This window comes from Shimia sediminis (assembly GCF_003990645.1).
GTDB lineage: Bacteria > Pseudomonadota > Alphaproteobacteria > Rhodobacterales > Rhodobacteraceae > Shimia > Shimia sediminis.
This window is the reverse complement of sequence record NZ_RYZK01000005.1, coordinates 155,646-181,252: the sequence shown is the minus strand read 5'-3', so window position 1 is coordinate 181,252 and position 25,607 is coordinate 155,646. Positions and strand designations below refer to the sequence as shown.

Annotated in this window: 27 protein-coding genes; 10 read left to right on the top strand and 17 right to left on the bottom strand. The window is 60.4% G+C overall.

Annotation, left to right across the window (positions count from 1 at the left end; all coding sequences use genetic code 11):
• The first annotated feature begins 1 nt into the window (after position 1).
• From paaI to EK369_RS12935, 4 genes are all read left to right on the top strand, one after another.
• Complete coding sequence (gene paaI / locus EK369_RS12950; protein ID WP_127114681.1) at positions 2-427, top strand: hydroxyphenylacetyl-CoA thioesterase PaaI; 426 nt, start codon at positions 2-4, stop codon at positions 425-427.
• 18 nt (positions 428-445) lie between these two features.
• A complete protein-coding gene (gene paaK / locus EK369_RS12945; protein ID WP_127114680.1) occupies positions 446-1,756 on the top strand; it encodes a phenylacetate--CoA ligase PaaK in 1,311 nt (436 codons plus the stop codon).
• A gap of 3 nt (positions 1,757-1,759) precedes the next feature.
• A complete protein-coding gene (locus EK369_RS12940) occupies positions 1,760-2,356 on the top strand; it encodes a TetR/AcrR family transcriptional regulator (protein WP_127114679.1) in 597 nt (198 codons plus the stop codon).
• 96 nt (positions 2,357-2,452) lie between these two features.
• Complete coding sequence (locus tag EK369_RS12935; protein WP_164726994.1) at positions 2,453-3,049, top strand: putative outer membrane beta-barrel protein; 597 nt, start codon at positions 2,453-2,455, stop codon at positions 3,047-3,049.
• Positions 3,050-3,076: 27 nt separating this feature from the next.
• On the opposite strand, the gene EK369_RS12930 is transcribed toward EK369_RS12935, so the two are convergent.
• On the bottom strand, positions 3,077-3,508 hold the full coding sequence (locus EK369_RS12930) for a PACE efflux transporter (RefSeq protein WP_127114677.1): 432 nt from the start codon (positions 3,506-3,508) through the stop codon (positions 3,077-3,079).
• Positions 3,509-3,589: 81 nt separating this feature from the next.
• On the opposite strand from EK369_RS12930, the gene EK369_RS12925 reads away from it, so the two are divergent.
• Complete coding sequence (locus EK369_RS12925; RefSeq protein ID WP_164726993.1) at positions 3,590-4,090, top strand: MarR family winged helix-turn-helix transcriptional regulator; 501 nt, start codon at positions 3,590-3,592, stop codon at positions 4,088-4,090.
• 68 nt (positions 4,091-4,158) lie between these two features.
• On the opposite strand, the gene EK369_RS12920 is transcribed toward EK369_RS12925, so the two are convergent.
• From EK369_RS12920 to hmgA, 15 genes are all read right to left on the bottom strand, one after another.
• Entirely contained in the window at positions 4,159-4,917 is a 759-nt protein-coding gene (locus EK369_RS12920; RefSeq protein WP_127114675.1) for a Phenylacetic acid catabolic protein, read from the bottom strand.
• Between the two features lie 12 nt (positions 4,918-4,929).
• Complete coding sequence (locus tag EK369_RS12915) at positions 4,930-6,006, bottom strand: 2Fe-2S iron-sulfur cluster-binding protein (RefSeq protein ID WP_127114674.1); 1,077 nt, start codon at positions 6,004-6,006, stop codon at positions 4,930-4,932.
• Between the two features lie 12 nt (positions 6,007-6,018).
• Entirely contained in the window at positions 6,019-6,480 is a 462-nt protein-coding gene (paaD, locus tag EK369_RS12910; protein ID WP_127114673.1) for a 1,2-phenylacetyl-CoA epoxidase subunit PaaD, read from the bottom strand.
• 56 nt (positions 6,481-6,536) lie between these two features.
• Positions 6,537-7,301 carry a 1,2-phenylacetyl-CoA epoxidase subunit PaaC gene (gene paaC / locus EK369_RS12905; RefSeq protein ID WP_127114672.1) on the bottom strand — a complete coding sequence of 255 codons (765 nt, stop codon included), beginning with the start codon at positions 7,299-7,301 and terminating at the stop codon, positions 6,537-6,539.
• Positions 7,301-7,585: a 1,2-phenylacetyl-CoA epoxidase subunit PaaB gene (paaB, locus tag EK369_RS12900; protein WP_127114671.1), complete on the bottom strand. Its 285-nt coding sequence runs from the start codon at positions 7,583-7,585 to the stop codon at positions 7,301-7,303. Before paaB ends, paaC begins: the two co-directional genes overlap by 1 nt.
• An 89-nt stretch (positions 7,586-7,674) precedes the next feature.
• Entirely contained in the window at positions 7,675-8,667 is a 993-nt protein-coding gene (gene paaA, locus EK369_RS12895; RefSeq protein ID WP_127114670.1) for a 1,2-phenylacetyl-CoA epoxidase subunit PaaA, read from the bottom strand.
• 18 nt (positions 8,668-8,685) lie between these two features.
• Positions 8,686-9,888 carry a 3-oxoadipyl-CoA thiolase gene (gene pcaF, locus EK369_RS12890; protein WP_127114669.1) on the bottom strand — a complete coding sequence of 401 codons (1,203 nt, stop codon included), beginning with the start codon at positions 9,886-9,888 and terminating at the stop codon, positions 8,686-8,688.
• Positions 9,889-10,188: 300 nt separating this feature from the next.
• Entirely contained in the window at positions 10,189-10,827 is a 639-nt protein-coding gene (gene maiA, locus EK369_RS12885; RefSeq protein ID WP_127114668.1) for a maleylacetoacetate isomerase, read from the bottom strand.
• 77 nt (positions 10,828-10,904) lie between these two features.
• Positions 10,905-11,450 carry a VOC family protein gene (locus tag EK369_RS12880; protein WP_127114667.1) on the bottom strand — a complete coding sequence of 182 codons (546 nt, stop codon included), beginning with the start codon at positions 11,448-11,450 and terminating at the stop codon, positions 10,905-10,907.
• Positions 11,451-11,455: 5 nt separating this feature from the next.
• Positions 11,456-11,656, bottom strand: coding sequence for a DUF2783 domain-containing protein (locus tag EK369_RS12875; RefSeq protein ID WP_127114666.1), 201 nt, complete (start codon positions 11,654-11,656; stop codon positions 11,456-11,458).
• Positions 11,657-11,661: 5 nt separating this feature from the next.
• Positions 11,662-13,275 carry an FAD-dependent oxidoreductase gene (locus EK369_RS12870; protein ID WP_127114665.1) on the bottom strand — a complete coding sequence of 538 codons (1,614 nt, stop codon included), beginning with the start codon at positions 13,273-13,275 and terminating at the stop codon, positions 11,662-11,664.
• A gap of 195 nt (positions 13,276-13,470) precedes the next feature.
• Positions 13,471-14,421, bottom strand: a complete 951-nt coding sequence (locus tag EK369_RS12865) for an MBL fold metallo-hydrolase (RefSeq protein WP_127114664.1) — start codon at positions 14,419-14,421, stop codon at positions 13,471-13,473.
• Between the two features lie 5 nt (positions 14,422-14,426).
• Positions 14,427-14,963, bottom strand: coding sequence for a dihydrofolate reductase family protein (locus tag EK369_RS12860; protein WP_164726992.1), 537 nt, complete (start codon positions 14,961-14,963; stop codon positions 14,427-14,429).
• 4 nt (positions 14,964-14,967) lie between these two features.
• Positions 14,968-16,224 carry a fumarylacetoacetase gene (fahA, locus tag EK369_RS12855; protein ID WP_127114662.1) on the bottom strand — a complete coding sequence of 419 codons (1,257 nt, stop codon included), beginning with the start codon at positions 16,222-16,224 and terminating at the stop codon, positions 14,968-14,970.
• 13 nt (positions 16,225-16,237) lie between these two features.
• Entirely contained in the window at positions 16,238-17,599 is a 1,362-nt protein-coding gene (gene hmgA, locus EK369_RS12850; RefSeq protein ID WP_127114661.1) for a homogentisate 1,2-dioxygenase, read from the bottom strand.
• Positions 17,600-17,678: 79 nt separating this feature from the next.
• Between hmgA and EK369_RS12845 the strand changes: the two genes are divergently transcribed.
• The 3 genes from EK369_RS12845 to EK369_RS12835 all read left to right on the top strand — a co-directional run bounded on the left by EK369_RS12845 (position 17,679) and on the right by EK369_RS12835 (position 20,607).
• Positions 17,679-18,116 (top strand): MarR family winged helix-turn-helix transcriptional regulator, encoded by a 438-nt coding sequence (locus EK369_RS12845; protein ID WP_127114660.1) that lies wholly within the window; start codon positions 17,679-17,681, stop codon positions 18,114-18,116.
• A gap of 171 nt (positions 18,117-18,287) precedes the next feature.
• Positions 18,288-19,748: a pyridoxal phosphate-dependent decarboxylase family protein gene (locus EK369_RS12840; protein WP_127114659.1), complete on the top strand. Its 1,461-nt coding sequence runs from the start codon at positions 18,288-18,290 to the stop codon at positions 19,746-19,748.
• Positions 19,732-20,607 carry a DMT family transporter gene (locus tag EK369_RS12835; protein WP_127114658.1) on the top strand — a complete coding sequence of 292 codons (876 nt, stop codon included), beginning with the start codon at positions 19,732-19,734 and terminating at the stop codon, positions 20,605-20,607. The genes EK369_RS12840 and EK369_RS12835 overlap by 17 nt, the downstream gene beginning before the upstream one ends.
• Here EK369_RS12835 and EK369_RS12830 read toward each other — a convergent pair.
• Complete coding sequence (locus tag EK369_RS12830; protein WP_127114657.1) at positions 20,604-21,413, bottom strand: division plane positioning ATPase MipZ; 810 nt, start codon at positions 21,411-21,413, stop codon at positions 20,604-20,606. The two genes, EK369_RS12835 and EK369_RS12830, sit on opposite strands and share 4 nt — an antisense overlap.
• 190 nt (positions 21,414-21,603) lie before the next feature.
• On the opposite strand from EK369_RS12830, the gene EK369_RS12825 reads away from it, so the two are divergent.
• Positions 21,604-23,034, top strand: a complete 1,431-nt coding sequence (locus EK369_RS12825; protein ID WP_127114656.1) for a sulfatase family protein — start codon at positions 21,604-21,606, stop codon at positions 23,032-23,034.
• A gap of 206 nt (positions 23,035-23,240) precedes the next feature.
• Complete coding sequence (locus EK369_RS12820) at positions 23,241-25,601, top strand: FecR domain-containing protein (RefSeq protein WP_127114655.1); 2,361 nt, start codon at positions 23,241-23,243, stop codon at positions 25,599-25,601.
• Positions 25,602-25,607 lie beyond the last annotated feature (6 nt).

Genomic DNA, 25,607 nt, shown 5'->3' with positions numbered 1-25,607 from the left:
CATGACCCCCAAGGAACGCGCAGAAAAATCCGCCGCCGCCATGTGGGCAGGCGACCGGGCCAGCCAGATGCTCGGCATGTCGATTGTCGAGATGGACGAAGGCCGCGCCGTGCTGCAGATGACCGTCAGCGAAGACCACGCCAACGGCCACGCCATCTGTCACGGCGGCATCACCTTTGCGCTGGCCGACAGCGCCTTTGCCTTTGCCTGCAACAGCCGCAACCAATCCACCGTGGCCCAGCACAACATGATCAGCTATCTCGCGCCCGGGCGCGTCGGCGACGTGTTGACCGCGACGGCCACCGAAATCAGCCTGACCGGACGCAGTGGCATATGCGACGTTCAGGTCACCAATCAAGACGGCACGAGAATCGCGGAATTCCGGGGCTTTTCCCGCGCGATCAAGGGCCAGCTATTTGAAGAGTAATCCGCCGAGGAGGACGCCATGAAAGACCTTAGCCCAAAGAAATCCGACCTGGACCCGATCGAAATTGCCTCGATTGACGAGATTCGCACCCTGCAGCTTGAGCGCCTGAAATGGTCGGTGCGCCACGCCTATGACAACGTGCCGATGTACAAGCAGCGCTTTGACGAGGCCGGCGTGCATCCCGACGATCTGCAGGACCTGAAGGACCTCGCCAAGTTCCCCTTCACCTACAAGAATGACCTGCGCGACAACTATCCCTTTGGCCTCTTTGCCGTGCCGCGCAACGAAATCATCCGCATCCACGCCTCTTCCGGCACCACCGGCAAGGCCACCGTGGTTGGGTACACCCAGAACGACATCAACGTCTGGGCCGACACGCTGGCGCGGTCCTTGCGCGCCTCGGGCCTGCGTAAAGGCGACATGGTGCACAACGCCTATGGCTATGGCCTCTTCACCGGCGGCCTTGGCGCGCATTACGGCATCGAACGCCTTGGGGCGACCGTCGTGCCCATGGGCGGCGGCCAGACCGAGAAACAGGTCGGCCTGATCAATGACTTCAAGCCCGACGGCATCATGGTCACGCCATCCTATATGCTCAACATCCTCGAAGGCTTCCGCAAAGCGGGTCTCGACCCGCGCGACTCGTCGCTCTCGGTGGGCATCTTCGGCGCTGAACCCTGGACCAACGCCATGCGTCTCGAGGTCGAAGCCGCCTTTGACATGCACGCTGTCGACATCTACGGCCTGTCCGAGATCATGGGGCCGGGTGTTGCCAACGAATGCGTGGAAACCAAGGACGGCCTGCACGTCTGGGAAGACCACTACTACCCCGAGATCATCAACCCCGCGACCGGCGAAGTGGTCGAGGACGGCGAAGAGGGCGAGCTGGTCTTTACCACCCTCACTAAAGAGGGCATGCCGATGATCCGCTATCGCACGCGCGATCTGACCACGCTCTTGCCGGGCACCGCCCGCACGATGCGCCGTATGGCCAAGATCACCGGGCGCTCGGATGACATGATCATCCTGCGTGGCGTCAACGTTTTCCCGACGCAAGTGGAAGAACAGGTCATGGCCACCGGTGGCCTCGCGCCCTACTTCCAGATCGAGCTGTACAAGGCCGGTCGCATGGACGCGATGCGCGTCTATGTCGAGGCCACGCCCGAAGCCGCCGACAACCTGTCAAAAACCGCCGCCGCGCGGATGCTGACCAAACATATCAAGGACATGATCGGTGTTTCGACCGAGGTCATCGTTGGCGATCCGGGTCAGGTTGAACGTTCCCAAGGCAAGGCGGTTCGTGTTATCGACAACCGCGACAAGGAGTAAGTTTTGGCCCGCACAATCGCAAAAGACCACGACCAGAAGCGCGAACAGATCCTCACGAATGCCGCCAAGGTGTTCGCGACCGAAGGCTATGACCGCGCATCCATGTCGATGCTCGCGCGCGAGTGCGGGATCTCCAAGGCCAATATCTACCACTACTACGACAGCAAGGACGCCTTGCTGTTCGACATCCTCGAGACCTACCTGCGGGAGCTGCGTGATGTCATCTGTGGCACCGATATGACCGGCCTCACGCCGCCGGAACAGCTGCGCAGCGTGATTGGCGTCACGTTGCGTGCCTATCAGGGGGCCGATCACGAACACCAGGTTCAGATCGGCTCCATGTCGGCCCTGCCCGAGGATCAGCAGACCCTCTTGCGCGGCTATCAGCGTGACATGGTGAACTTTGTCCGCGACATCGTGCTGTCCATTGCCCCGGATGTTTTCTCAGGCGATTCCAACAAGCTGCGCGCCGCAACCATGTCGGTCTTCGGCATGCTGAACTGGTACTACATGTGGAACACCGGTGCAGGCGCCGACGCCCGCGAGGACTACGCCGATCTCGTCACCAAGCTGACTTTGGGCGGCATTCCGACGCTCTAATGCCTCGCCTCCGGATTTTCTCACCGCCTAGGTTTGGAAATGCTTGCAGCCCCCACTGACTTTGTGCGTTCCTCTTTCCATTCAGAGGGGGCAGTCATGTTTCATTCCAAACACGCAATGGCAGTTGCAGTTGCCGCCATTTGGGCCCTGAGCGGCGCTGCAGCGGCTCAGGAGTATGATTTCGACGAAGGAGCTCTCGAGTTCTACGTCGGCACCTCAATCGGCTATGGCAACTTTGATTATAAGGGCGACGTTAGCGGGTCCCACAGCAGCAGCGGTGCCGCGGCCTCGATCTTTGGCGGTGCGCGCCTTCCGCTGAACCCCGAGGCGACCAACGGCTTCTTTATTGGTGGTGAACTTGAGATTTCCACTGAAAACGGCTGGAATGCCAACGTGCCCCTCGGCACCATCCAGGACGGGGCCAACTCGCTACAGGTCGAATTTCATCTTGGCTACCGCACCCCGAAAGTGGCCTATTTTGGCTATGCAGGCGTTGCCAGCAAAGGCATCGACCAGCTGCCGGATTTTCAGGAATCGGCGTATACCTTTGTGGGTGTCGGCGCGGATATCAGTCTGTCAGAACGGCTTGCCCTGCGGATCGAGGCCGAGTTGGGCGATATGACCATTCACACGCTCGACACCTATGAACTGCGCAAAACCGAGCTCAACATTGGACTTGTCTACAACTTCTGATGCAGCGAACGTCCTGGCCTGACCGCACTAACTCGCCTGCACCTCATCCCGTGGCACGGGAAACACCACGTCATAGGTCCAGTTGAACACATAGGCATAGACAAGGAAAAACGCCGAAAACCCAAGATCGAGCAGAAAGGCGTCCCAATAAGAGATGCTCAGCCACCAGGCGGTCAGGAATATCCCCACCACGATCAGAAAGGCTTCGAACAGCACCGCGTGCACCACCCGAATGCCCGGTCCCCGTGGCGCCATGCCGCGATACCTGCGATCCCACAGGTCAAACAGCCAGTTGTAGACAAAGTTCCACGCCATCGCGAGCAGGCTGAACAACACGCCCAGCGACCCGATCTCGGCCATCGAATGCCCGGTCAGCCAGGCCCCGCCCGTGGCGACAACCCCCAGCGCAATGCCTTCGAACATCAATGTATGGCGGAGCCGGTCTTTTACAGTGCGCATGGGGGTGTCTTGCTGGAAAGGTATTTACCCTCATATAGACATGATGTATCTTTCCGGCAAGGCAAAATACACGAGGCCCCCATGACCGAAAAACAAACCCTTCAGGATACGCTCGAAGAATACCGTGCCAACTGGCCCGAGTTCGACCGCCCCGAAACCCGCGTCATGCTGGGGCTGATCCGGCTCAACGACCTCGTGCTCGACAGCACCCGCGCCGAGATCGCCAAACACGGGCTGACCATGGCAGGCTTTGAGGCGCTGATGACATTGCGCAGCCAGCCCGAGCCCTGGCAGATGACCCCAACCGCCCTGTTCCGCGCCATCCTCATCACCTCGGGCGGAATGACCAAGGTGCTGAAACAATTGGAACAATCCGGCTATGTCCAACGTGCCGACAATCCAGGCGACCAACGCTCACGCTTTGTGCGGCTCACCCAAAAGGGCAAAGTCTTTGCCGAGGTGGTGATGGAAGAGGTCGCCGAACATGACCGCCGCATCCTGCAGGACGCGCTGAACGAACAGCAGATCAACCAGCTGGCCAAGGTGCTGCTGCGCACCGTCGACAAGATCGAGGCACAATAAAAAAGGGCCCCTCCCGCGTGCACGAGAGGGGCCCTCGTAGGTCGGACAATCTTGTCCGACCTACAAATTCACCCAGCCTTCAGGCCCAGCTTGTCCAGAACAGCCTTGGTCTCAGCTTCCCAGCGGGTCTTCAACTCGGCATTTGGCGTCTTGCGCAGACCCATCGCTTTCAGCGTGTCCGCCTTGGCCGACTCGCCCGATCCGAAAGATGCAGCCACCCGCGGCCACCAGTAATCAACGCTCGCCTGCAACGCGGCACTGTCACCAGCCTCGGCCAGTTTTGCCACACCTTCTTCGGCCAGCTCTGCATGGCGTGCTTCCACCGGGGCAATCGCCCGGAACGCTTCGGCCAATGGCTGATAGCTCACCATCGAGAACTCGGCCATCTGCACGGCCACGGCACGCCCCATCAACAGGTTCATCACCACCGCGTCGGCCCATCCCTGCAGCGGATAGTTGAACACCGCCAGGCGCATGTCCTGTTCGGTCCGGCTCGCGCCGATATCGGCGTCGCGCGCCAGGCGTGCGGTCCAGGGGTGATGGTTGGCGTAACGATCTCCGTCGACACCAAATTCACCCATGATTTTCAACACCTTGTCGGCATTGTCGGTCTTTTCCAGCACGATCTTGGCAGCGGCGATGCGCTCTTTGATGCCCGGTCCGGCGTTGATCGCGTCGGCAAAGCCCGCAGCCCCGGCCAGCTCTGAATCCACGAAGGTGGTCATCAGCTTCATCAGCTCGGCGCGATAGCGTGGCGGTACGTTGGTCGGGTTGGTCAGAACGCCACCAGCGGCGAGATAGCTTTCAATGCTCATATCTTCGGCCATGGTCAGCCCTCCTTACTGGTCATAATCGACAACAACGTTGTCCGTGACGGGATAGGACTGGCACGACAGGACATAGCCCTTTTCGACCTCATAGTCCTCAAGTGCGTGGTTCGCGACCATATCGACTTCGCCTTCGATCACACGGCAGCGGCAGGTGGAACAGACCCCGGCCTTACAGGCATAAGGCGCGTCCATCTTGTTGCCCAATGCGGCATCCAGAATGGTCACATCCTTGGGCATCTCGACCGTTTGGGTCGATCCGTCCAGCGTGATCGCAGCGGTCGCCTGATTGGCGGCCGAGGCCGCATCCGTGGACACCGCCCGTTTCTTGGCGCGGCCCGGCTGGGACGAGGCGAACAGCTCGAACTTGATCTGCGCATCATCCAGACCCGCCGACCGCAGCGCCGCAGCAATGCCCAGCATCATCGGCTCAGGGCCGCAGATGAATGCGGTGTCGACCGATGAGATGTCGATCCAGCCGCTTTCAAACAGCTGCGCACATTTCTCTTCGCTGACCAGACCGGTGAACAGGTCGATTTCCTGCGCGTCTGCCTCGAGCACGTGGATCACGTTGAAACGACCCATATAGATGTTCTTCAGATCTTCCAGTTCCTCGCGGAACATGATCGTGTTCACACCCTTGTTGGCATAGACCAGCGTAAAGGTGCTGTCCGGCTCCGCCGCCAGCGTGGTTTTCAGGATCGACAACACAGGCGTGATGCCCGACCCCCCGGCAAACCCGAGATAATTCTTCTCGTTGCCCGCATCCAGCGCGGTAAAAAAGCTGCCCATCGGCGGCATTGCCTCGACCGTGTCGCCCACGTTCAGCTCTTCGTTGGCCCAGGTCGAAAACGCCCCGCCGTCAACGCGCTTGATGCCGACCTGCAGGATGCCCTCGTCCTTGCCGGCACAGATCGAATACGAGCGGCGCAGCTCGTCCCCGTCAAAGTCGCGGCGAAAGGTCAGATACTGGCCCTGGGTGAAATCAAAGTTGTCTGCTGCGCCATTCACGGGCTTCAGCGTGACCACGACAGCGTCGCGGATGGTCTTGTGGATGTCGGTGACTTCCAGTTCGTGAAAACGTGCCATTCCGGGTCCTCCCTAGATGCACTTGAAGAATTCAAAAGGTTCAAGACAGTCCTGGCAGCGCCATTGTGCCTTGCACGGGGTCGAGCCGAACTGGCTCAGTTTTTCGAGATGGTTGCCGCCGCAATGGGGGCAACGTTTGGGGCCGCCCGAAGGTTGCGGTGGGGCGATCCCGTATTTTTCCAGCGCGTCGCGCGCCTTGTCTGACATCCAGTCCGTGGTCCAGGCGGGGGCCAGCTGTTGCTTGAGCTCAATTTGCTTGAGGCCCATGTCGCGCAGCTTGGTCTCGATATCCATGTTGATCATCGAGGTCGCCGGGCATCCCGAGTAGGTGGGGGTGACGGAAACCACACAGGTTTCTCCGTCAAACGCCACGTCGCGGATAATGCCGAGATCGACGAGTGTGATCACCGGGATTTCTGGATCGGGGATGGTTTCCAACCATTCCCAGACCTGTTTGACACTTGGCTGGGTCATCATCTTGTCCTTTGTGACAGGGCAGGGGACGGACCGAGGTCAGCCCCCCAACCGGTTCACCATTCGCAACCCGGATAGGCGCGCTGCAGCCACTGCATCGAGGTCAGGAGATGCCCCAGATGCTCGGTGTGCATGTACCCGGTACGTCCGCCTTTGTGGTTGTATCGGCTTTCCGGAACACTCAGCGTGGCCTCGGCAAAGACCTTGCCGATCAGCGCCTCGTATTCCTCGCGCAAGCTTGCCGGATCAGGCGCGATACCGGCGGCCGCCATGGCGGCGTCGGTCTCGTCGCTCTCGAACATCTCACCCACATAGGGCCAGAGGTATTCCAGCGCCGCCTGCATGCGGTTGTGGCTTTCTTCGGTGCCATCCCCCAGGCCAACGACAGTGTCCGCAGACCGCTCAACGTGATAGGTGATCTCTTTCGAGGCCTTGGCCGCAATCGCCGCCACCTGCTCGTCCGAAGACTTCATCAACCGGCCCATCAGAACCGACTGGAACGCGTCAAACAGGAACTGGCGCAACAGGGTCTGACCAAAGTCGCCATTCGGCATCTCAACTAGCAGAACATTGCGGAAATCCCAGGCGTCGCGCAGGAATGCCAGGTCATCGGCGCTCTTGCCTTCGCCCTGAACCTCTGCGGCATAGCCCAGCCACATCTGCGTCTGGCCGATCAGGTCCAGCGCGGTGTTGGCCAGCGCGATATCCTCTTCCAGAATGGGCGAATGCCCACACCATTCCGAGACGCGGTGCCCGAGCACCAGAGTATTGTCCCCCTGGCGCAGCAGGAACTGCAAAAGTTGTTGCTTATCGACCGACATTACATGCTCCCCACTTCTTCGGGGATGTCGAAGAATGTCGGGTGACGGTAGATCTTCGATTCCGAGGGCTCAAACAGCGGGCCCTTGTCGCCCGGAGCTGTTGCGCTGATGTGCTGGGCTTCGACAACCCAGATCGACACGCCTTCGTTGCGGCGGGTATAGACGTCGCGGGCGTTCTTGATCGCCATTGCCGCGTCCGGTGCGTGCAGGCTGCCGACGTGACGGTGGCTCATGCCATGTTGACCGCGGATAAAGATTTCCCAAAGGGGCCATTCGTTTTTCATTGTCTCTCTCCCATTCCTTTCGGGGGGTGCTCATCTGCCCTGCGGCCCTCTTCGCGAGGACGCCCGCAAGGGCGGAAGAGCGGTCCTGATTACTCTGCTGCAACCTTGGCAGCGGCTTTTTTCTGAGCATGTGCCAACAGGCCATCACGGACCCACTGACCATCGTCCCATGCGGCGACACGGTCTTTCATCCGGTCGACGTTGCAGGGGCCGTTGCCCTTGATGACGTTGAAGAATTCCGACCAATCCGGGTCGCTGAAATCATAGTGGCCACGTTCTTCGTTCCACTTGATGTTCGGATCCGGCAGATCCAGTCCCAGATATTCGATCTGCGGCACGGTCTGGTCCACGAACTGCTGACGCAGCTCATCGTTCGACTTGACCTTGATCTTCCAGGCCATCGACTGATCCGAGTTGGTCGAGTCCGCATCCGTGGGGCCAAACATCATGATCGCCGGGAACCACAGACGGTCAACCGCGCTCTGCGCCTGCCGCTTCTGTTCGGGCGTGCCAAAGGCCATCTTCATGATCGCATGATAGCCCTGACGTGCGTGGAAACTCTCTTCCTTGCAAATCCGGATCATGGCGCGCGAATAGGGGCCATAGGATGTCCGCTGCAGCGCCACCTGGTTCACGATGGCCGCGCCATCCACCAGCCAGCCCACCGCGCCAATATCGGCCCAGTTCAGCGTCGGATAGTTAAAGATCGACGAATACTTCATCCGACCTTCGTGCAACAGCTTGACCAGCTCATCGCGGCTCTCGCCCAGCGTTTCGGCGGCCGAGTACAGATACAGACCGTGGCCTGCCTCATCCTGCACCTTGGCCAACAGGATCGCCTTGCGCTCCAGTGTCGGCGCGCGGGTGATCCAGTTGCCTTCCGGCAGCTGACCCACAACTTCCGAGTGCGCATGCTGGCCGATCTGGCGGATCAGCGTGCGGCGGTAATCGTCCGGCATCCAGTCGCGCGGTTCGATCTTGATGTCGTTGTCGATCTTGTCCTGAAACTCACGTTCCTGATCGGTCATCTCTTCGCGAGATTTGACGCCCGCGGACGCGGTTTTGATCATTTGTGCATACATTTGACGGTTTCCTCCCGTTTACACACGTTCAAGGATCAGGGCGGCGCCCTGTCCAACTCCGACGCACATGGTGCACAGCGCATAGCGCCCACCGGTGCGTTGCAATTGATAAGCGGCGGTCAGCACCAGCCGCGCGCCGGACATGCCCAGCGGGTGGCCGATGGCAATGGCACCACCATTCGGATTTACATGGGGTGCATCATCCGCCACGCCAAGCGCGCGCAGCGTTGCCAACCCCTGGCTTGCAAAAGCCTCGTTCAATTCTATCACATCCATCTGGTCGATGCTCAGACCGGCGCGCGCCAGAACCTTCTGGCTGGCTGGCACCGGGCCAATGCCCATGACACGCGGCTCCACACCGGCCACCGACATGCCCACAACGCGGGCCATTGGCTTCAGGCCATTCTTGGCCGCTGCGGCCTCATTGGCCATCAGGATCGCTGCCGCGCCATCGTTGACGCCGCTGGCATTGCCGGCGGTCACAGTCTTGTCCGGTCCATTCACACCCTTGAGGCCACCCAGCTTTTCAGCGCTGGTGCCGGGGCGGGGATGCTCGTCAGTGTCCACAATCACCGGATCGCCCTTGCGCTGCGGTACGCTGACCGGGGTGATCTCGTCCTTGAAAATGCCCGCCTCATGCGCAGCCGCCCAACGGGCCTGACTGGTCGCGGCAAAGGCATCCTGATCGGCGCGATTGATATTGTAATCTTCGGCCACGTTGTCCGCGGTTTGCGGCATCGAATCCGTGCCGTACATCTCGTGCATTTTCTTGTTCACGAAACGCCAGCCGATGGTGGTGTCGTAAACCGCATTGGCGCGGGTAAAGGCGCTGGTGGCTTTCGGCATCACGAACGGCGCACGGCTCATGCTTTCGACACCGCCCGCGATGGCCATGTCATAGTCGCCTGCCTTGATGCCCCGGCTCGCCATGCCCACGGCGTCCATGCCGCTGGCACAGAGGCGGTTCACGGTGGTGCCCGGAACGTCAATGGGCAACCCGCCCAACAGGGCCGCCATGCGCGCCACGTTGCGGTTGCTTTCGCCCGCCTGGTTGGCATCGCCATAAATCACGTCGTCGATGCTGGCCCAGTCGACCTGCGGATTGCGCTCGATCAGCGCTGCAATGGGCAGGGCCGCCAGATCGTCCGTTCTGATCGAAGAAAGCGCGCCACCATATCGCCCGATCGGGGTCCGTGTCGCGTCGCAGATGAATGCGTCCATGGGTGTTACCTTTGTCCTGTTCATCGTCGGGATTAGCCGACCGCATGGTCGGGATAGGATGGATTGCGATTCGACGCAAGAGAAATGTTACACAAATTCAGTATTTTCGAAAATTTCGTAACTTTACCACGTGTAAACCGCCGCCCGACCCTTAAGGATTGGCTAATTTAAGAGGATATTAACACCTAACCATGTTGTACAACTTGGAGAGTCGCCCCAAAAAAAGGTGTACAACTTGGTTAAAACCGCGCTGGGACGCGGTTTGTAAAGACTTCGTTAATGGCGGGGAGGGGGGCGGGATCAGCCCGGTTTCACCGCATCCGGATAGGCCGCGGCAAAGGCCGGATGCGCGGCACAGGCCGTTTCAACCGCCTGAATACGGGCGCAATCCGAGACATCCGCACCCCAACGATGGGCGTTGTAAAGCTGCGGCATGAGACAGATATCCGCCAGCCCCGGCGTGTCTCCACAGCAGTAGGGCGCCTGTTCAAACCGGGTCAAAAGCCCTTCAAAAGCGCGCAGTCCGGGGGGGATGAAATGGGTCATCCAGTTGACCTTGGCACCCTCGTCCTCGGGCAGCAGCTTCGACACATGCCCCACCACCCCGAGGTTGCAGACCGGGTGCACATCCACGGCCACCGAATGGGCCAGCGCGCGCACTTTTGCGGCCTCTGCCGGGTCCTTGGGAAGAAGGTTCAAGTCTCTGGTTTCATTGAGGTAATCCAGGATCGCCAGCGATTGGGTAAAGCTGTGCCCGTCGATCTCCAGCACCGGCACCAACCCTTGCGGATTGCGCGCCAGATGGGCTTCGGACCTGTGGTCTCCCTTGACCAGATCCACCGAAATCGCCCGGTACTCGACCCCTGCGAGATTGAGCGCAATCCGCACCCGATAGCTCGCCGAGGAACGCCAGTAGTCATAAAGGATCGTGTCAGTCATGGGCCTGCCTTACGGGTCAAAAAAAACCGGCCCCGCGAGGCCGGTTCTCTTGGTTCTACACCATTTAACTTGCGATGTTAAATGTTCTTGTCGAGCTCTTTCGCGTGCAGCCAGTTGGCGTGCTGCGGAGCTTTCTTGGTGACGGACCATTCGTTCAGCATGTCCCACTTCACCTCATCCATCCGCTTCAGCATCGCCTCTTCCTCGGGATCCGGACAGGCCAATTCAACACGGTGACCGTTGGGATCAAAGAAGTAGATCGAGTGGAAAATCGAGTGGTCGGTGACCCCCAGAACCTCGACGCCTTCGCGCTCGAGATGCTCTTTGAATTCAATCAGGGTTTCGCGATCTTTTACTTTGAAAGCAATGTGTTGCACCCAGATCGGGGTGTTGGGGTCACGGCCCATTTCCGGTTTGGTCGGCAGTTCAAAGAACGCCAGAACGTTGCCGTTCCCGGCATCCAGGAACAGGTGCATATAAGGGTCAGGTTCGTGCGTCGACGGCACGTGATCCTCGGCAATCGCCAGGACAAAGTCCATGTTCAGCATCTTGCCGTACCATTCGACCGTCTCCTTGGCGTCTTTACAACGATAGGCGACGTGGTGGATTTGTTCGATTTTCATGAGTGTTACTCCTCGGATTTCAGCGCGGCAGCAGCCAGCGCCTGAGACAGGATCGCGCGGTCTCCAATGTGATTTGCCAGCACCAGCACCAGCCGGGCGTTCAGCGCATCGCTGTCCGCTTTCGACAGGCCCTCGTGGGTGGCCAGAAGCTCGGCGTAAAAGTCGTCTGCGCCGGCGATGTTCGGGGTCAGGTTCAGGTCGGACATGGGGCTTACTCCTTGCCGATGGCGCGGCGGATCGCGGCGCGGATCAGGGTTTCATCAAAGCTCGGACGGCGCGCCGCGACGTGCTGGTCCGGACGGATCAGGTAGACGCCGCTTTCGGCTTCGCCCAGGAACCGCTCTTTCAGCATCTGCGTCGGATCGGTCTTGGTCGACAGCGCCAGACGGGTCACGGTGATGCCGCTTTCCTCAATGGAATCAGGAGCTTCTGCGTCAATCGTCAGCAGCGTGAACTTGTCACCCAGCTTTGGCAGCAGGAACTCATCCCCCAATGGCACGTCCGGGCAGGGGCTGCCGGGACGGGTGCGAGCGGGGCCATCAAGCAGCGCATCCGCCGAGTTGAGCGGCGAGCCATCATAGGTGCAGGGCACCGACAGACGGCCCGAGTTCACCAGCGGACGGGCGAACTCGTGCACTTCGCTGAGATCCAGAACCGCATCCCGCAGCACACGGCTCATATCCGATTTCGGCGTGATGAAATCGGTCGACCGTGACGAATTCAGAATGTTCTCATCCGCCCCGTGAATACGCTCGTAATCATAGCTGTCGAGCAGCGATTCATCGGCGATCCCGTCAAAGATCAGCTTCATTTTCCAGACAAGGTTGTCGGTGTCCTGCAGTCCCGAGTTGGCACCACGCGCGCCAAACGGCGACACCTGGTGGGCGGCATCCCCGGCAAAAAGAACGCGACCCTTGCGGAAGGTTTCCATGCGACGGCACTGGAAGGTATAGATCGACACCCACTCTAGCTCGAACTCGACATCGTCGCCCAGCATCGCCTTGAGGCGCGGGATGACGTTTTCGGGTTTCTTCTCTTCTTCCTTGTCGATGTCCCAACCCAGTTGCAGGTCGATGCGCCAGACGCCATCGGGTTGTTTGTGCAGCAGCGCCGACTGACCTTTGTTAAAGGGCGGATCGAACCAGAACCAACGCTCGGTCGGGAACTCGGCCTCCATGATCACGTCGGCGATCAGGAAGTTGTCCTCAAAGATGCGCCCAACAAAGTCCAGCCCCATCATGCCGCGAATGGGCGAGGTGGCACCGTCGCAGGCAATCAGCCAGTCTGCCTCGAGGTGATACTGACCTTCCGGCGTGTCGACGAGGATCGCAGCGTGGTCGGTTTTTTCCTCTACTTTCAACACCTTGTTGCGGCCACGGATCTCGATCGGCGCGCCCTGTTCCTGCAATTCGCGCACACGGTTCACCATGTATTCTTCGAAATAGTATTGCTGCAGGTTGATGAATGCGGGGAACTCATGACCGTCTTCGGGGAGCAGGTCGAACTGATAGACCTGACGCTCGTCAAAGAATACCTTGCCGATGTTCCACTCGACGCCCTTGTCGACCATGGGCTTGCCACAGCCCAGACGGTCCAGGATTTCCAGCGGGCGTTTGGCGTAGCACACGGCGCGGCTGCCAAAGCTTACCTTGTCGTTGTCATCCAGCACGACGACTTCGATGCCTTGCTGGGCAAAGTCGATGGCCGCGCCAAGGCCGATTGGGCCGGCACCCACCACGACCACCTTGCGGCGGACGGGGGTCTCAGCATCCTGATCCGCGCTGCGCTCATAGGCGTAAAGCGGGATTTCAAAGATCTTGTTCATGGGGTCTCCTCCCGTAAATGGGCAAATCTTCCTCGTGCCCCGGCGCGGGGATTGCGCCGGAACGATTGCGTTTAGTGTCTCATGACCCGGTCTGGCGTCACACGATCTGAATCAAATGCGACGACCGGGGGTGCTCCTCAGCCCTTGCGGGCCTCCTCGCGAGGAAAGCCCGTCAGGGCTTGAAGAGCGTCCTGTTCAGCCCTGCAGGGCTTCCCACATCTCCAGATCGCGCTGGGCGGTCCAGATGCGGGGGTGCGCGATGCCGCGCGCTTCGTCGTAGGCGCGCGCAACATTGAAGGGCAGGCAATGCTCATAGATGGCATAGTCTGCGAATTTCGGATCACAGCTCTCGCGGACGGCGTCCCATGCCTCTTTCAGGCTACCACCGCGGGCGGCCACGCGGGCCGCGGGCAGATAGGTGCTCTGGACAAAGTCACGGGTGCTTTCGATGGCGCGGCCCACGGCCTCTTTGCCAACCAATGCCCCACCACGACCCGGCGCGATGGCGTCGACGTCATAGGCCATGATGTTGTCCAGCGTCTGACCCCAATCGGCAAAGTGACCGTCACCGCAATAGCAGGCCGAGTGATCTTCGACGATGTCGCCGGTGAACATGACGTTCTGGTCCGGCACGTGGATCACGGCGTCACCGGCGGTGTGCGCACGGCCGATCTGTTTGATGTTCACGCGGCGCTTGCCCAGGAACACGGTCATTTCGTCGGTAAAGGTGGTGGTCGGAAAGGTCAGGCCGGGGATCGACTCGTGACCCTCGAACAGGCGCGGGAAGCGTTGGAACTCGCTGTCCCAGTCTTCCTGACCGCGTTCCAGCACCATGTTATAGGCGGTGTTGGACATGATGACCTGTTGTGCGTTGAACGCAGATGCGCCCAGAACGCGGACCGCGTGATAGTGGGTCAGCACGACATGGGTGATCGGCTTGTCGGTGACGGTGCGCACGCACTCGATCACCTTGTTTGCCAGGCGCGGGGTGGCTTGCGCTTCGACGATCATCACAGAGTCATCCCCGATGATGACGCCCGAGTTCGGGTCGCCCTCGGCGGTAAAAGCGTAGAGGCCTTCACCGATCTCATCAAAGGTGATTTTCTTTTCGGTCATGTCCCCTTGGGACGCGAATGCTTTTGCCATTTTGGTCAGTCCTTGATCGCGTAGTCGAGTTTCAGGATGCCGCCCGGCAGGGTGCGCGAGGCGGTCAGAGTCAGGTTGTGTTGTGGTCCGGGGGCAAAGCACGGCAGGCCTTGGCCCAGCAGGGTCGGCATGATGAAGACGCTGAGCGTGTCGAACATACCCGCGTCGAGTGCGGCACGTTGGGCCTCGCCGCCGCCCATGATCCAGATATGCTGGTGGCCATTGGCTTTGATCGCGGCGCGGAGGTGTTCAACGTCGCCTGCCGCGCTCACGTGCTGTCCTTCAAAGCCCGGATTGCGGGTCAGGACATAGCCCGCCCGCGCGCCATAGGGCCAACCCCAGCCCAACACCTGTTCATAGGTGCTGCGCCCCATCACCAAGGCGTCGACCAGTTCGATGAAGGCCGCATAGCCTCCATCTTCGCCAGCATCGCCAAGGGCGGCGTTGAACGGATCGAGCCACTCAACACTCCCTTTGGCATCCGCAATAAAGCCATCCAGGCTCATGGCGATATAGCCAACATATGTGGGGCGGTTGCTCATCAACTTACCGGGCGTAGGGGTCATCAAGTGCGGCAATCACGGTGCCAACACAGTCACCAAAGCCGATGGTGTAGCCGTCACCTTTGGCCGCACCTTTGAGGGTCAGCGTATCGCCATCTTCGATGAACGAGCGCTCTTCGCCGGTGTCGAGCGTCATCGGCTCTTTACCGCCCCAGCTCAGCTCCAGCAGCGAGCCGCGGTTTTCCTTTTCCGACCCCGAGATCGTGCCCGACCCGAGGAGGTCACCCACGTTCATCGGCGAGCCCGCCGTGGTGTGATGCGCCAGCTGCTGTGCGGCTGAGTAATACATCTCGTTATAGTTGGTGCGGGCAATCGTGGTCGGTTCTTTGCCGGCAGGGGCCATGGTGACCTCAAGGTCGATGTCATAGAGCATCGGGCCGCAGTCTTTGATGTGGTCCAGCAGTTCGAACTCACGCTCGGGCGTGTCCGTGCGGAAAGGCTCCAGCGCGGCTTTGGTCACGATCCAGGGGCTGATTGTCGTAGCGGTTGCCTTGGCCTGGAACGGGCCCAACGGCTGGTATTCCCAGGCCTGGATATCGCGTGCAGACCAGTCGTTCAGCAGGACATAGCCAAAGATGTTGTCATCCGCTTCCTGCACGGTGATCGGCGCATCCGAGGCCGTGCCAACGATAGCGCCCATCTCAAGCTCGATGTCGAACCGGGCACATTTGCCCCAGCGCGGCAGGTCATCGTTCGGGCCTTTCAGCTGACCCCAGGGGCGGCGCACATCGGTGCCCGAGACGATCACTGACGAGGCACGACCGTTATAGCCGATCGGGATGTGTAGCCAGTTGGGGGGCAGAGCGTTGGCCGGATCGCGGAACATCGAACCCACGTTCACGGCGTGGTGCCGACCTGCGTAAAAGTCGGTGTACTCCGGCACCACCAGCGGCATGTGCAGCGTGGCATCGGCCATCGGAACCAGCAGCGCCTCAACCGCGGCGCGGGCCTCGCTGCCGTCGGACAAAAGCGCGATCAGGCGCGCGCGCAGCTCATCCCAGGCGTCCGACCCGAGATCCATGAACTCGTTCCAGTAAGGCGCGTCAAAGACCGGGATCTCCGAAATCTTGATCAGGCCGGTTTCCTCTGCCGCGGCCATGTCGAGGATCATGTCCCCGATAGCGACGCCGCAGCGTTCTTCGGTGCCCTCGGTCGAGAATACGCCATAAGGCAGGTTGTTCAGCGGGAAGGGGTGGTTGGCGTCGTTGGCCGAAGCCACCCAGCTTTTCATCAATGGCATTGCTTTGTGTTCCTTATTTCTTGCCCGGAGTGCCGTCGAATTTCTTTTCGATATCGGACCAGCAATCAATGTAATCATCCTGAAGCGGCGCTTCATCTGCGGCAAATGTGGTCAGATGCTGCGGGAAACGCGTTTCGAACATAAAGGACATGGTGTTGTCCAGCTTATCCGGTCCCAGGTTTGCGTTCGATGCGCCCTCAAAGGCGTTCTTGTCAGGACCATGCGGCAGCATCATGTTGTGCAAGGACATGCCACCGGGGATGAATCCCTGCGGTTTGGCGTCGTACTGGCCATAGATGTTGCCCATCAGCTCGGACATGATGTTCTTGTGATACCACGGCGGGCGGAATGTGTCTTCTGCCACCATCCAGCGTTCCCGGAACAGGACAAAGTCGATGTTCGCGGTGCCCGGCTGGCCCGAAGGTGCCGTCAGTACGGTAAAGATGGACGGATCGGGATGGTCAAACAGGATCGCGCCAACCGGGCAATAGGTGCGCAGGTCGTATTTCACCGGCGCGTAGTTGCCGTGCCATGCCACCACGTCCAGCGGCGACTGGCCGATCTGTGTTTTGTGGAACTGACCACACCATTTCACGGTCACGGTCGAGGGCACTTCGCGGTCTTCATAGGCCGCCACCGGCGCCTTGAAGTCGCGCGGGTTGGCCATGCAGTTGGCACCGATGGGGCCGCGGCCCGGCAATTCGAATTTCTGGCCGTAGTTTTCGCAGACAAAGCCGCGCGCGGGACCTTCGAGCACTTCCACGCGATAGAGCAAGCCGCGCGGGATAATGGCGATCTCTTTCGGCTCCAGATCGATGATGCCCAACTCGGTCGAAAACCGCAGCACGCCCTCTTGCGGCACCACCAGCAGTTCGGAATCGGCCGAGAAGAAATAGTCATCCTCCATCGACGTGTTCACGAGATAGATATGCGACGCCATGCCCACCTGAGTGTTCACATCGCCTGCCGTGGTCATGGTGTACATGCCATTGATCCAGGTCAGCGCCTGGTCGCTGTGCGGCACCGGATCCCAACGGTATTGACCCAAAGAGGTCACATCCGGGTCGACATTCGGGGCCGACTTCCAATGCGGCACGTCGATCTTTTCGTACCGATGCGAATGCTTCACCGAGGGGCGGATGCGATAGCACCACGTCCGCTCGTTCTGATGGCTGGGCGCGGTAAAGGCCGTGCCCGACAGTTGCTCGCCATAAAGACCATAGTTGCATTTCTGGGGCGAGTTCATGCCCTGGGGCAGGGCGCCCGGCAGGACTTCGGTTTCATAATCATTGCCGAATCCCGGCATGTAGCCCTCGTGCGGCCCTGCAATCGACGGGGCCATCTGCATTCGGGTCGGAACAGTATGTTTTGTCATTTTTCGCGCGCTCCTGTTTCGAATTTAGTTGCTTTGGTAATAGTTCTTTTTGTAACTAACAAGGCGAAGGAGACGCAAAATGTCTAAAAAAGATGATTTCGACTTACAGGTCTTTCTGCCCTACCTGCTGAACCAAGCGGCCGAGGAAAGCAGCCTCGCCTTCACACAACTCTATAAAAACAAATACGGAATGCTGCGGACCGAGTGGCGGGTTTTGTTCCATCTCGGGGCTTTTGGACAGATGACCGCCACCGACATCGTGATCCGCGCGAAGATTCACAAAACCAAGATTTCGCGTGCTGTGACCAAACTGGTCGAGAAACGATTCGTCACCCGCGCACGATCCGAGGATGATCGCAGACAGGAATACCTGACCCTGACGCAGGCCGGCACGGCGGCCTATCTCGACCTGCGCAGCGTGGCCGAGCGTTATGACGCCGAGATCAGCAAAAAGTTCACCGATGGAGAGGTGCGCCTGTTGCGGATGATGCTCAAGCGGTTGGCCGGGATCAGTTGATTGATGCGTGGGCGTGCCTCTGGCCACGATGGTCCTACGAACCATCACATTTTTGAAATCGACAATGTGTTGAAGCCAATGTTGCGCCGTGTCCGAGGACAGGGGGTTTACTTGGCCCAAAGGAAAGGCGACTGAAATGGCAGTCGCCTTTTTCGTTCGGGACATAACGCCATGACCACCCCCATTCCCCCTGTAAGCCTTGACCCAGAGAACTGGGAGGATTTTCGCGCCTCTGCCCACGCGATGCTCGAGGCGGCGCTGGACAGGTTAGAGGGCGCAGGCCAGGGGCGGGTGTGGACGCCGCTGCCAGAGGATCAGAAAACCGCTTTTCAAGCACCCTTGCCACGTACGGGGCACGGGAACGACGCGGTGCAGGATCAGATCACCGCGCTTTTGCCGCATGGGGTGGGCAATACGCATCCGCGTTTCTTTGGCTGGGTGCATGGGGCCGGTACGCCGTCAAACATGATCGCCGAGATTGCAGCCGCCGCCATGAACGCCAACCTCGGCGGACGTGATCACGGCGCGATCTATGTCGAAAGACAGGTGGTGGACTGGTGCCGCGAGATGTTCGGGTTTCCCGAAACCGCCAGCGGTTTGGTGGTGTCCGGCACGTCCATCGCCACGGTGATTGCGCTCAAGGCTGCGCGGGACCGGGCCTTGGGGTTTGCCACGCGCACTGCGGGACTGAACGGCGCCAGGCTTGTCGGGTATACTTCGGATCAAACCCATTCCTGCGTGGCGCGCGCCTTTGACATTCTTGGCCTCGGATCGGACGCCTTGCGCAAGATTCCCACGGACGCGGAGTTTCGTATCGACCTCGCGGCTCTGCGCGCCGCGATCGCCAGGGATCAGGCGGCGGGACTCACCCCCTTTGCCCTGATCGGCACGGCCGGCGCGGTGAACGTCGGGTCCATCGATGATCTCGACACCATGGCCGACATCGCGCGGGACACTGGCATGTGGTTCCACGTTGACGGCGCCTTTGGCGCTACCGCCATGCTGAGCACCACAAGGCGCCCGTTGCTCCGTGGGCTGGAGCGCGCCGACTCGCTGGCCTTTGATTTCCACAAATGGATGCAGGTCAACTACGACGCGGGATTTGTGCTGATCCGGTCCGAAGAGGACCATCGCAGCGCCTTTTCCGAGCGCCCCGACTATCTGGTGGCCACGTCGCGTGGCCTCTCAGCTGCCAATCCATGGCCAACTGAATACGGCCCCGAACTGTCGCGCGGCTTTCGGGCGCTGAAGATCTGGGCGCAGATTGCCGAACATGGCACGGAAAAGCTGGGCAGGGTTGTGGATCAGAACTGTGCGCAAGCGGCCTATCTGGGCGACAAGGCAAGAGCCAGCACCGCGACCGAGTTGATGGCGCCCGTGGCGCTCAACATCTGTTGTTTCCGGGCATTGCGCGCAGGCTTGACCGAGGCGCAGCTGGACAGTCTCAACACAGAAATCGTGCTGCGGCTGCAGGAAAGCGGCATCGCAGCGCCCTCAACCACAAAGCTCTACGGCAAGACGGCGATCCGCGTGAACATCACCAATCACCGCACACGTATGGAAGATATCGACATCCTGTTTGAAGCCGTGGCACGGCTCGCGGACGAGGTGGCCCGTGACCTCGCAGTTTAAGGGCCTGTTGATCACATTTGCCGGTGTGTTGTTCGTGGTGCCGGACTCGCTGTTTGTGCGGTTGATTGATGCCGACCCGCTGGTGATCGCCTTTTGGCGCAATGGCCTTGCCGGGGGGCTGATCCTGATTGGCCTGCTTGCCCTGAAGGGCAGCGCGCCGTTTCGCGAGGTGCTGTCGACGGGTCGTTACGGGGCGCTCTACATCGTCACCCTGGCCCTGAGCGGTGTTCTTTTTGTGATGGCCATCAGCCTGACCAGCGTTGCGAACGCCGTGTTCATCATTGCCGCGATGCCGATTTTTGCGTCGATTTTCAGTTGGATCTTTTTGGGCGAAAGGATCAGCCTGCGGATGGTTTTGACCATTGCAGCGGTGTTGCCGGGGCTGGCGCTGATTGCCTATGGCTCGGGCGAAACCGAACACGCCTCGTGGCGCGGAGACCTGGCGGCGGTTCTGGTCGCGGCCAGTTTTGCCGCCGGGTTGACCGCGGCCAGACGGGTGCGGCACGTGTCGATGGTGCCCGCGGTGCCGATGGCCTATTGCGGGTCCGCGCTGGTGCTCTTGCCGTTTATCGAACCGATGACGATCCCTGCTGACCAGCTTGTATTTCTACCCTTTTACGCGGTCTTCATCGTGTTCAGCGCGTCACTTCTGGCGCTGGGTCCCCGGTACATCACCTCGGCCGAGGTCGCCTTGCTCATTTTGCTGGAGTCGGTTTTGGCGCCGCTCTTGGTCTGGGTGGTGCTGGGGGAAAATCCCGGCTCATGGACGTTGATTGGCGGCACCATCGTGATCGGCGCGCTGGCCGCGTCAAACCTTGTGGTTCTGATGCGAAAAAGGTCCGCCGGCGTGCGCTCTTAGAAATTCACCTCGACACCGGGCAGGTTCAGCGCTTTCAACAGGTCACGCAACTCCTGACGCGCGGCGACGTTCGAGATGTTGAGTTGCTTTACGCCAATGTCGCGCAGGTCCAGCAGGGTCAGCCCGCGTGGGAACAATTCGCGAAAGATCACCCGCTCGTTGAAACCCGGTGCCACGCGGAAACCGATGCGCCGCGCGAGGTTGTCCAGCGCCTTGCCCATCTTTTCCTTGTTGACCATCTGCTGCGCGCCCATCCGGTTGCGCAATACCACCCAGTCGATGGGCTTCAGCCCGGCCTGGGCCCGCAGCTGACGCGCGTTCCAGACCATTTCGGAATAGACCGACGGCCCGAGGATCTTTTCGCCCAGCGGGTCCGTGTGCGCCAACAGGTCGAAATCGACGAAACTGTCGTTCAGCGGCGTGACCAGAGTGTCGGCCAGCGAATGCGCCACCTGGCTCAGTCGCGTGTGTGACCCGGGACAGTCGATCAGGATAAAATCGCTGTCCGGCTCCAGCGTCGCAACCGCGGCGGACAGGCGATGATCATAGATGTTCTCGCCCGGTTTCAGCGTCGCTGGGTCGATCTCGGGCAGGTCGTGGTAGTCGGGGCTGGGCAGGTCCAGCCCTTTCTCCGCAAGGAATGCGCGGCGGTTTTCGACATAACGGCCAAAGGTTTTCTGGCGCAGGTCCAGGTCCAGCGCACTGACCTTGTGGCCCAGCCGCGCAAGCGCCGTGGCGATATGCATGGACATGGTAGACTTGCCCGCACCGCCCTTTTCATTGCCGACCACGATGATATGCGCCATTGCTCTGGTCCCCGCTTACCCTTTGAAACCTCAAAACCCGCGCTCTTTGGCGCGATTGCGGTCTTATGCACACTATATGTTGTGTCTGGCAAGAGGGGAAGCGCCGCCGCTCACCTGTCCTCGGAGATGTCGCTTTCGCGCGATACTTTTGCAGCAGTGCTGCCTAATCTGGCAAAAAACGGAGGCTCAGATGACCCGGCAGAACCTGTTGATCGTGATTTCGGATGAACATCGTCGCGATGCGATGGGTTGTATGGGGCATCCGATTGTGCAGACGCCCAACCTTGATGCGCTCGCGGCCCGTGGCGCGGTGTTCGAGCGCGCATATACCCCGTCGCCCATGTGTGTCCCGACCCGTGCGGCGCTGGCCTGTGGCGATTGGGTGCACAACATCCGCCATTGGGACAGCGCCCAGCCTTATGACGGCAAGCGGCGCAGCTGGATGCGCGAGTTGCGCGATGCCGGGGTCGAGGTGGTGTCGATCGGCAAGCTGCACTTTCGCTCGGGCGAGGATGACAATGGGTTTTCCCAGGAAATCCCGCCGATGCATGTGGTGGGGGGCGTCGGCTGGCCCATCGGCCTGTTGCGTGATCCCCTGCCCGACTATGACGCGGCAGGTGAGTTGGCGGCGGATGTTGGCGTCGGAGAGAGTTCGTACACCCGTTATGACCGTGACATCACCACCGCCACCGAAGAGTGGTTGCACGCCAGCGCGGGGCAGGACCAGCCCTGGGCGGCCTTTGTCTCGCTGGTCAGCCCGCATTATCCGCTAACCTGCCCGCAGGAATGGTCCGACCTGTATGATCCTGCCAGAATGGACCTGCCGGTGGGGTACCAAGAAACGCCCCCCGACCACCACGAAATGAAGAACGTGCAGGGCTTCTTCAACTATGACACCTATTTTGACGAACAGAAAATGCGCGAGGCCAAGGCCGCTTACTACGGGCTGACCTCTTTCATGGACAACTGTTTCGGCCGCGTGATGACCGCGCTGGAACAGAGCGGACAGGCTGAAAACACCGTGGTTGTCTACATCTCGGACCACGGAGACATGATGGGAGATCAGGGCTTTTGGACCAAGCAGGTGATGTACGAGCAATCCGCGGGCGTGCCGATGATTGTTGCCGGTCCCGGTGTGCCCAAAGGGCGCCGGGTGACGACCTGTGCCAACCTGCGCGACATTGCCGCCACGGCGTTTGACGTTCTGAATGTCGATGCCGAGGCTTCGGGCACCGCACTGACCACGCTGGCCAATGCGCCCGATGACCCCGACCGAACAGGCTTTAGCGAATATCATGATGGCGGCTCGACAACAGGGACGTTCATGGTGCGCTGGCAGATGTGGAAATACGTGCATTATGTCGGTCAGGACCCGCAGCTCTTTGACCTCGCGGCGGACCCCGACGAGCGTCAGAACCTGGCCGAGGTCAAAGATCACAACCCGCGTGTTTCTGCGGCACTTGCAGAAGGCGAACGTCGCCTGCGTGAGATATGCGATCCCGACGCGGTGAACACTTTGGCCTTTGCCGATCAGCGTGCCAAAATCGAGGAACTGGGCGGGCGCGAAGCCTGTTTGACCGCCTATCTCTTTAACCACACGCCTGCGCCGGGCCAGACCTGACAGGCAACTGGTTCTGGGTATTGTTCCCGTGGCGGCAACAGTGCATTCCAAAAATGCCTGACGGTTCCGCATTACATGACAATTTCCTGAATCTTTTGCCGGTAACATCGCTCAACGTCGCAATTTTCTTGTGTTTTTATCAAATTTGCCCAACCATATTCCTGTCGTTTCAGTGTTTTTGTTAATTGTTTTTCAGGAGGGTGGGCATGTTTAGCCCGGCGTTTGGGACATGGATTCCGCGCGTTTTAGGGGTTTTAACGCGCGTTTGGCTGCCGTTGCTGGTTCTCAGCAGCGGTGTGACCGCCGTGGCGGAAACCGACGAACTGGATGCCCCCTACGAGCTGGTTGAATATTCCGGCGACGAAACTCTGCGCGATTTTGTGGCCCGTTACCTGAACGACCCCGACCTCTGGCCCACGGTCCTGCGCATCAATCAGTTTGCCTCGCCTGCGGATCTCAGCCCGGGCGTGGTGATCCAGATGCCGGTGCGGCAGGTGATGCTGGCCGATGACGCCTTGGCGACCTCGCTGGTGGCGATCCAGAAGGCCACCGCCGAAGGCGCGCGCCTCTTTGCGCCGAAACAGATTGGCGATGCCATCGAGACCCGGGAAGAGGCCATCGACAAGCGCGGCGAGGGCGAATGGCGGCTGGTGGTCAACTATGCGGGTGACGCGACCGTCTTTGCCAACGAGGCCTTTGAAATCTCGCTGGAACAGCGCGACCGCGCGGCAGAGGCTCTGATCACCGATATCCAGGGCAATGTCGAAGGGCGTGATCCGACCGAGGCGGCGTGGTCGGACCGGGACCTCAATGACATCCTAGTGGAATTTGAGCGGCTCCGCACGTTGACCAATTCCACCACGCAGGTCACCTTTCGTGACCTGAGCCGCCTGCGCCTGAACCCCAACTCCAACGCCACGATCCAGCGCATGCGCTCGGACCCCCTGACCGGCAAAGAGGTGACCAAAGTCAGCCTTGCCAGCGGCGATTTCTATGCGCTGCTCAATCAGCTCTCGGATCAGGACAGCTTTGAGATCGACGTGCCGGGGATCAAGACCACCACCGAGTCCAACGACTTCTGGATCAAGAATGACACCGACAGCGCCCGCTTTGTGAACTTTGATGCCGAGTCGCTTGATATTCGTGCCGGCGACCAAATGGTCTCTCTGGGGCTGGACGAAGGCGTCGTGATCACCGCCGATGGCGCAACTGCCAAGACCGAAGCCCTGGATCGCGCCACATTGATTGCCCCGCTGGACAACGACGAAGTCTACGGCACCGCCGTTTCGCTGTCGTGGGAACCCTTCCCCGAGGCGGCAGGCTATTGGCTGGAACTGGCAGGTGATCCGGGCTTTAACCGCATGATTGCCACCGAATGGGGTGTCTCGACCACCGGCTTTAACGTCGCTGACCTGACGCCGGGCCTGCACTACTGGCGCGTGGCCGCTCTGGATCAGCTGGGCCTGCCCGGCAAGTGGAGCGAAACCCGCGAGTTTGACCTGCGCATCGACACAACGCCACCGTTCCTGACGCTGCTCGCCCCCGGTGACGGCATCATTGTGGAAGAGGCCAGCATCGATATTCTGGGCGCGTCAGAGGATGGCGTGACCCTGACCCTGAACGGTCAGAATGTGCCGGTGGCCTCGGACGGCGGCTTTCTTGTCAACCTGCCGCTGCAACCGGGCATGAACACATACGTGCTGACCGCCACGGACCGCGCAGGCAACCGCAGCCAAAAGCGCCAGACCATCGACTACCGTCCCCGTCAGGCCGCCACGATCACGCTGGACGCCGATCTGCCGCGCGAAGGGGACACGATCGTGACCCGGAACGCCGAACAGACCGTGACCGCAACCACCACCGCCAATGCCGGGCTGGATGTGCTCTTGCAGGATGCGGCTGGTGACCTCGTCGGCCAGACCCGCGTCGAAACCGGCGGGCGGATCGCTCTGACCGCGCCCGCGACGGATACGTCGACCCCATTCACGATCACCATTCTTTCGGACGGTGGTGCGCCGCTGGGTCAAACTGGCTTCAACCTTGTGCGCGACACCCAAGCGCCCGTTCTGGTGCTCGATGAACACCCGCCGCGGTCGTCGTTCGAGGAAACGCTGACACTCAGCGGCACGGTTCAGGATGCCGCCGGGGTGACCCTGGGGGGCACGCCCTTGGAATTGGACGACACGGGCGGCTTTGAGATCACGGTCACGCTTGCTCCGGGCAGCAACGCGTTCGAATTGCGCGCTCTGGATGCGGCGGGCAACGTGACGCTTCTGGCGCTGGAAACCGCGCTCGACATCGACCCGCCCGAAATCCTTGCCGTACGTGCTGAACGGCCCGAGGGCGACAACGGCCCGATCGAGATCGAGGTCGAGGCACGCGATCCTTCGGGCCTGCGTCAGGCGGCACAATTCATCGTCGAAATCGGCGCAAACGAGCGCGAGGGCTACCTGCGCTGTGACAGCGATACGGGTCTCTGCCGGGCCACGCTGCCTGCCGAGGCGGGCGAGGTCACGGTGATCGAGGTGGTGGTTCTGGACTACGCAGGAAACGAGGCATTCTGGTAATGGGGA